The organism is Pelatocladus sp., assembly GCF_059505505.1.
The window spans coordinates 22,830-29,674 of record NZ_JCACKS010000137.1; the positions used below are offsets into that span (position 1 = coordinate 22,830).

The 6,845-nt window shown below is 39.7% G+C and carries 5 protein-coding genes and 1 pseudogene; 2 read left to right on the forward strand and 4 right to left on the reverse strand.

All coding sequences use genetic code 11. The features are described from left to right. Nucleotides 1–178: 178 nt before the first annotated feature. Nucleotides 179–2,293: a CHAT domain-containing protein gene (locus tag AC5JMK_RS11910; RefSeq protein ID WP_096674891.1), complete on the reverse strand. Its 2,115-nt coding sequence runs from the start codon at nucleotides 2,291–2,293 to the stop codon at nucleotides 179–181. 118 nt (nucleotides 2,294–2,411) lie between these two features. On the opposite strand from AC5JMK_RS11910, the gene AC5JMK_RS11915 reads away from it, so the two are divergent. Then, the gene (locus tag AC5JMK_RS11915) at nucleotides 2,412–2,909 is read left to right on the forward strand and encodes an acyl-CoA thioesterase (RefSeq protein WP_096674892.1); all 498 of its coding nucleotides are present in this window, start codon (nucleotides 2,412–2,414) and stop codon (nucleotides 2,907–2,909) included. Nucleotides 2,910–3,002: 93 nt separating this feature from the next. Here the strand turns inward: AC5JMK_RS11915 and AC5JMK_RS11920 are convergent, their stop codons facing one another. Then, on the reverse strand, nucleotides 3,003–3,194 hold the full coding sequence (locus AC5JMK_RS11920; protein ID WP_096678790.1) for a hypothetical protein: 192 nt from the start codon (nucleotides 3,192–3,194) through the stop codon (nucleotides 3,003–3,005). Nucleotides 3,195–3,820: 626 nt separating this feature from the next. Beyond that, nucleotides 3,821–5,017, reverse strand: a complete 1,197-nt coding sequence (locus tag AC5JMK_RS11925) for a 1-deoxy-D-xylulose-5-phosphate reductoisomerase (RefSeq protein WP_096674893.1) — start codon at nucleotides 5,015–5,017, stop codon at nucleotides 3,821–3,823. A gap of 361 nt (nucleotides 5,018–5,378) precedes the next feature. On the opposite strand from AC5JMK_RS11925, the gene AC5JMK_RS11930 reads away from it, so the two are divergent. Continuing rightward, on the forward strand, nucleotides 5,379–6,641 hold the full coding sequence (locus tag AC5JMK_RS11930) for a mannosyltransferase family protein (protein WP_495910167.1): 1,263 nt from the start codon (nucleotides 5,379–5,381) through the stop codon (nucleotides 6,639–6,641). Here AC5JMK_RS11930 and AC5JMK_RS11935 read toward each other — a convergent pair. Beyond that, a pseudogene (locus AC5JMK_RS11935) lies at nucleotides 6,583–6,845 on the reverse strand (hypothetical protein); the annotation flags it as partial. The gene AC5JMK_RS11930 and the pseudogene AC5JMK_RS11935 sit on opposite strands and share 59 nt — an antisense overlap.

Below are 6,845 nucleotides of genomic sequence, written 5' to 3' on the forward strand. Positions count from 1 at the left end.
TTACTGTAAAGTCAATAGCCCAGGTCAATAGTGTAGAAACTATTAACAATTGGCTATTGACTTAGACAACAGTACCCCATAAGTCAAGTTAGCATCTAAAAATAGACAGAAAACTTGCAACTAAATGTTTTGAAATTTTACTGTTGCCTGCTTGTACAAGTTCCAACCTTAATATTTATTACAATCCGTTTCCTATCAAAATAAAGGGCGCCCAATAGTAAGGATGACTAAGGCTACCCGAAATAGATGCTAGTACATTCTCACTTCTACTTTGCTGCTGACCTAAATTAGAAGAATTTCCAGTGATTAGCGCTATTTGTGCTTGTTGTAATGCTTCAGCTTTTGTTAATTTTCCTGAAGATAGTAGGGCATAAAAAGCACTCATCAACGCCTGCGTACCGCCATCATCTACAGCCCACAATGAAGCAATGGCTGATCTCGCACCAGTTTTTTGCATCTGATAACCAAAACCTAAAATTTCCTCACCATTACCTAATTTGCCTCCTAGCCCTGTCTCGCAGGCACTTAGTACTACTAAATCTACTCGCGGCAGTGACCAAGTGGCAACATCTCTGAGGGTCGCTCGTTCACCGTTGCCAAATAAAATAAAAGAATCTTCTGGTTTGCCTACAACAAATGCCGCATGGGTTGCCATATGGACAACTGTAAAATCATCCATTTGTGGCACAGTCATTTTTGGGTTAAAGGCGTCATTCAAAACTTTCTTGGTATCAGGAACTATGGTGGCTAAATTTTCCACTTCCTTACCTGCAAAAGGTAATCCAGAAAAAGTTTCTTGGCGATTAGCAACTTTTACCTCATAACTGCCTTTAGTAAATGCTGCTGCCAAAATACGCAAATTTGATGAAGGTGGCGTATTAAAGTTGGTTAAACTGGCAGCAGTGATCTGATTGATACTATAGCGCTGCACTAACCATTGTTTGCTATCAAATAAAGCGGCTAAAGGAATGTAACGTAACTGCCCATCTGGTGCGTAAACTATTGTTTTGGTAGCTGCTTGGGTCAGCTCTTTTTCTATCGGTTTGATCAGCCAATCATATAATTGACGGGCAGGTTTTTTGACATCTAAGCTAGGGTTTTCTAAGGCTTTGCGAAAGCTGAGAATTGTCTGCTGGAGGTTTGTTTTTTTCACAGCAACAGTACGATGAATTGGTGGTGAATCAGGAGTTACTAATACCAATTCCAAACTATTTTCTAAAACCAGAGGATATAAAATTACAGATTTATCTGGTAGTCGCGCTAAGTTATCACGAATTTCATTGAGGCTTTCCAAATCTAAATTTTGACGCCTCGCTGTGCGGCTAATTTGTTCTACTTGTGTTTTGACATCCGAACTATTAATAAAATTGTTGAACTCAACCAAAATTTGCTGCTGATTTTCTACTATTTTTTGGATGCGTTGTTTTTGCTGTGGCGATCGCAACTCTTGGGGAATCTGACGTAATTTGGTCAGTTCTTTGCCTAGTACAACTGCACTGTCAAGGGTTTGATCTAGTTTTTGCTTAATTGGTTTTTCGGCTGAAGTAATCTCAATCCCTTTAGCAGTTTTTTGATTACCTTCGACATTTTGCAGATATTCTTCCAATTCTTCGACTTTGATTAAGTCCAGAATACGCTGTCCTTCTTCGGTGCGATCGCTTTTCAGTAATCCTTGACCTAAAGCTTGGTATGTCTGGCGAACAGTGAGGTTATAAGCATCTAATTTTTCTCCCGAAAAAGCTGATGGATTGAGGCGGACTTTTTCGCGATTGTTGACACAATGCTTATAAAAAAACACAGCTAGCTCAGGTTGATTCTGGATAGCTAGTAGATATCCTAAATTACTGTAGGTTTTACCAAAAGCAATATGAGCCTGTCCAGGAGTTTTTTCATTAATACTAAGTTCTTTATTGATAGCTAAAGCTTGCAAATAAGCATTAAATGCTTGGGAAAATTTGTTTTGTTGTTGGTAAACTCTGCCAATATTATTGAAAGTTATTGCTTCCAGTGACCTTTGCTGAGTATTTCTGCTAATATCTAAAGCTATTTGTAATTTCCGCAACGCATCTTGAAAACGCTTTTTTTGAGATAGCTTGATTGCCTCTTGATTAAGTTGCTTAATCTGCTCAGAAGAACTAGTATTTTGGAGTGAAAATTTAGTTATTTCAGCATTTTTATTTTGTATACTTGTATTTGCTGTTACTGGGATACTTTCTGAAAATAACATTCCTGAACCTAGAGAAAACACCAAGCCAGCAGTAAAAATATTAAAATATGTTTTCCGAGGATGCATAAAAACACTACCAGTATTGGTTTGCTTTTGACTCAAGAAAAATAGTTACACAAAGCTATTATTGTTTATGCTATTTCAAAAAGTGGAAAATATCTGAGAAATACTAAGAAAAATTAAGATGTCTGAAGAAAAAACAAACTTACCTCAACTACCTACAACTGCTATAGATAATCCCACAAGTCAGACACTTGAGTATTGGTTTGAGTATCCCGTAAGAGTACAACCTCATCACACCGACTATTTAGGCGTAGTGTGGCACGGTACTTATATAGCTTGGATGGAAGAAGCACGGGTAGAATGCTTGCGTTCCATAGGTGTACAATATGCGGACTTAGTGGCTTTAGGTTGCGATTTGCCAGTGGTAGAACTGTCGCTACGCTACCACCGTTCCATTCAATTAGGTATGGTGGCAGTAGTCAAAACACGCATGATTGAAGTCACCAGCGTCCGCATAAACTGGGATTACGTGATTGAATCTCCAGATAGGCAAGAATTGTATGTTACAGGTCAAGTCACATTAGTCGCTGTAGACCGAGAAAGAGGTAAAATAATGCGTCAACTACCTGCCAATGTTCAAGATATGCTGGCAAAAATCTCAGCTTCATTGAATAAATGATTGTTGATCAATGGATATTGGACATTGGGAAGAGACTTGTTAAATAATTCTCCCTTGTCCCCTTGTCCCCAATCCCCAATCCCCAATCCCCCACTACCTACCTATCTGCGGTAATTTCTGGGGAATTTGCACTATATAATTCCAAATCTCTTGAGGTCCAATACCATAGCCAACATGCAGCAAAACGACGATCAGAGCAATGACAAAGGCGGTTTTCACGGTCGTTTTGACTACTTTAATTAAGATTGTGAATATTAACCAAGCGATAATTAGGGCTATAAGCATAATCATCAATCCCAAAATATTGCCTTTACTGTCAATGAGATGATGTCAGAAAAGGTGATTGAATTTTAAATTAAATTGTCGTTATAAACTCTGTTTGAAGAATGGCTGTAAAAATGACTAATGTGATTAGCAAAATATTTTTTGAATTAACCACAAAAGACACGTAGATGCGGAGCTGCTTCCGCAGGTAGCGTCCCGGACGGAACTACCCAAAGGGGAGCATCCCAAATGTTCAAAACGCCTGCGATTTCAATCGCAGTCTGATAGCGAAAGTCGGCTTCAGCAGACTGTTTGATTTTATGAAGTCGTCTTCAGACGACTTGCGCTATTAGCAAAGGGTTTAAACCCTTTGCTTTACGGTATTTTGAAAAAATTGGGATGCTCCCACCCAAAGGGCTTCTCATAGATTAGGACACAAAGAACAGCAATTGTTTAAAATCTATATTAGGTTTTATGTTTCTTTTTATTGAAGATTAATAAACAAGATAATAACACAATTTATCTTATTTTTAGTGATATTTTTGCTAGAAAAAGATAAAATATTTTTGCCTGATTTTAAAATAATTTATGAAAACTTCAGCGTTCAGTCTTATACTGAACGCTGATTAATTGAAGTTTATTATTTTTTATCGCAAGGAAATTATTTGTGGGTGAGATTCTAAATTTATAGTGGCAGTCAAAACTTCTTGTCTAGCCCATTGATCGGCAGCCAAAATATCATATAAGGTGGGATTTGAAAGGTTTTCAGATGAGAAGCGATCGCACACCCATTCGATGCATCGAGCGATATCTAAATAACTAATTTTTTCTGACAAAAATAAAGCTACGGCTTGTTCATTTGCTGCATTTAAAACGGCTGGCATCGAACCACCAGCCTTACCAGCAGCATAAGCCAACTGCATACAAGGATACTTCTTGTGGTCTGGTTCGCGGAAGGTCAAATTACCAGCTTTTACCAAATCTAATCTTTCCCAGTCGGTGTAAATGCGTTCCGGCCAAGATAAAGCATATAGCAAAGGTAAGCGCATATCAGGCCAGCCAAGTTGAGCTAATACAGAAGTATCCTGAAGTTCTATTAAAGAGTGAATAATACTTTGGGGATGGATGACAATTTCAATGTCTTTATAATCTAAACCAAACAAAAAATGAGCTTCAATTACTTCTAATCCCTTATTCATCAAAGTGGCAGAATCCACAGTGATTTTTCGCCCCATCGACCAATTAGGATGTTTAAGAGCATCAGCAATAGTCACTTCTGCTAATTTTTCTGTAGCCCAATCCCGGAAAGCACCACCAGAAGCTGTAAGTATAATCTTTCGCAATCCACCTTTTGGAACACCTTGTAAACACTGAAATATGGCGGAATGTTCCGAATCTGCTGGTAATAGTTTTATCCCATGTTTCTCAATTAAAGGGAGAACAACAGGAGCACCAGCAATGAGGGTTTCTTTATTAGCTAAAGCGATATCTTTACCAGCTTCAATTGCTGCAATCGTTGGTAGTAAGCCTGCACAGCCAACAATACCCGTCACCACAGTTTGAGCATCACCGTAGCTTGCAACTTCTACGACTCCTGGATCACCAGCCAGGAGAATTGGTTGGGGATCAAGATCAGCGATCGCTTCTTTTAGTGCTGATAATTTTTCCTCTGCACAAATCGCTGCTATACTCGGTCGAAATTGCCGAATTTGAGCAGCTAACAATTCCACATTATTTCCAGCTGCTAAACCAACAATCTGAAACTTATCTGGATTATTAGCGACAATATCTAAAGTCTGAGTACCGATAGAGCCAGTAGAACCAAGAAGAGTTATTGTTTTCACAATTATTTAGGGATCAACAGACAACTCCAATCTTAAATTGCTTCGTACTCTTGGGGATAGGGGATCGGGGATAAGGGATCGGGGATAGGGGATCGGGGATAAGGGATTGGGAATTGGGGAAGGTAGGGGTCGCCTCTGGGGATAAGCTACGGTGTACACACAAGTCAAAATCAAAATTTTTCATGTTGAAACTGTATCCCGCCTAGAACTAAAGTTCCAGGCTCATAGCGAAAGTCCACTCAAGTGGACTGGAACAAACTTTTTTTTGAGTCCTCTGAAGAGGACTTGCGCTATGAGACTCGGAATTTATTCCGAGGCGGTACAGATGCTAATACCTGATCCCTGATCCCCGATCCTTTTTATGTCTTATATCAAAAAATACCTGTTAAAAAATGATTTACTCTTTCCCATAACAATCTGGTTTATCACTAGATTGATGATTTGGAGTGCCATGTTATTGATTGCTCCTTTATTGGATGCACCATCAGGAGGAAAAGCTGTTGTTTTTGGCTGGGGGGTTTTTGATGCTTGGGATAGCATCCATTACCGTAACATCACTACCTCCGGGTATGAATATTTAAATGATGGCAAAGGACACAATATAGCCTTTTTCCCTTTATTTCCTTTGATTGTGCGGGTAATAATGAATTTTGGCTTGTCGTTTGAAGTTGCAGGAGTGATAGTCAACAATGTTGCTTTTTTAGCTACGCTTTACTGTGTGTATTTTTGGGTGAAGGAATTTCACAGCATACAGGGCGCACGTTGGGCTACTGCTGTACTAGCATGGTGTCCACCATCGTTATTTACAGCAGTAATTTATACTGAAGGATTATATTTATTTTTGAGTGCGGCGGCTTTACGGGCTTTTGACAAACATCAGTATGCTTGGAGTGGCTTTTGGGGAGCAATGGCTACAGCAACACGTCCCACAGGATTAGCACTGATCCCAGCTTTTTTGATTACTGCTTGGAAACAAAAGCGATCGCCTGTTGCTTATCTTGCTGGTTTAGCTACTGCTGCGGGAATATTGCTATTTAGCCTGTATTGTGCTGTAGAATTTGACGATCCTTTGGCATTTATTCACGCCCAAAAAGGTTGGCGTTCTTCTTTGGGATTTGATTGGCAAGGTTGGTGGAAAATGCTGATGCAAATTACAGTCGGCACAACTAATTGGAAACACGGCTGGATTAAAGATCCCCTGCATCCGCTATTATTTACTGCAATTGTTTTGATTGGTTTTTTGATTTGGCGCGATCGCCAACGCTTGGGTGCAGCGAAAGTAGATTATGGTTTTGCTGCTTTATTTTTACTTTTATGGATACTGGTAGGCGATCCTTTGCTTAATACTTTGTCGGTTTTAGGTGGTGCTTACTTGTTATGGCATTTACGCAGAGAATTAACTTTGATCACAGTAATTTATGGTTTCTGTGGTTTGGGATTAATTTTTGCCTCTGGTGGAACTTGGTCACTTAATCGTATTGTCTACGGAATTGTCTCATTCAGCATCGCTCTTGGTGTGTTGTTGTCTCGCTATCCTCGCTACGGATACTTAACCTTATGCTTTTTCACGATTTTACTTGCCAGTTTCTCCATCCGATTTGCCCAGGAAGTTTGGGTTGGGTGAGATTGGGGATTGGGGATTCTCCAGAGGAGACGCACTCGCGTTCGGGGATTGGGGATTGGGGACAGACACGGAGAATATTTTTGATAGATTCTCCGCCTCGCGTCTTTGACTTTCCCCTGTCATCGAGAATCAAAGACTCGTCATCGAGAATCAAAGACTCGTTGTCGAGAATCAAAGACTCGTCGCTGAGTATCAAAGACTCGT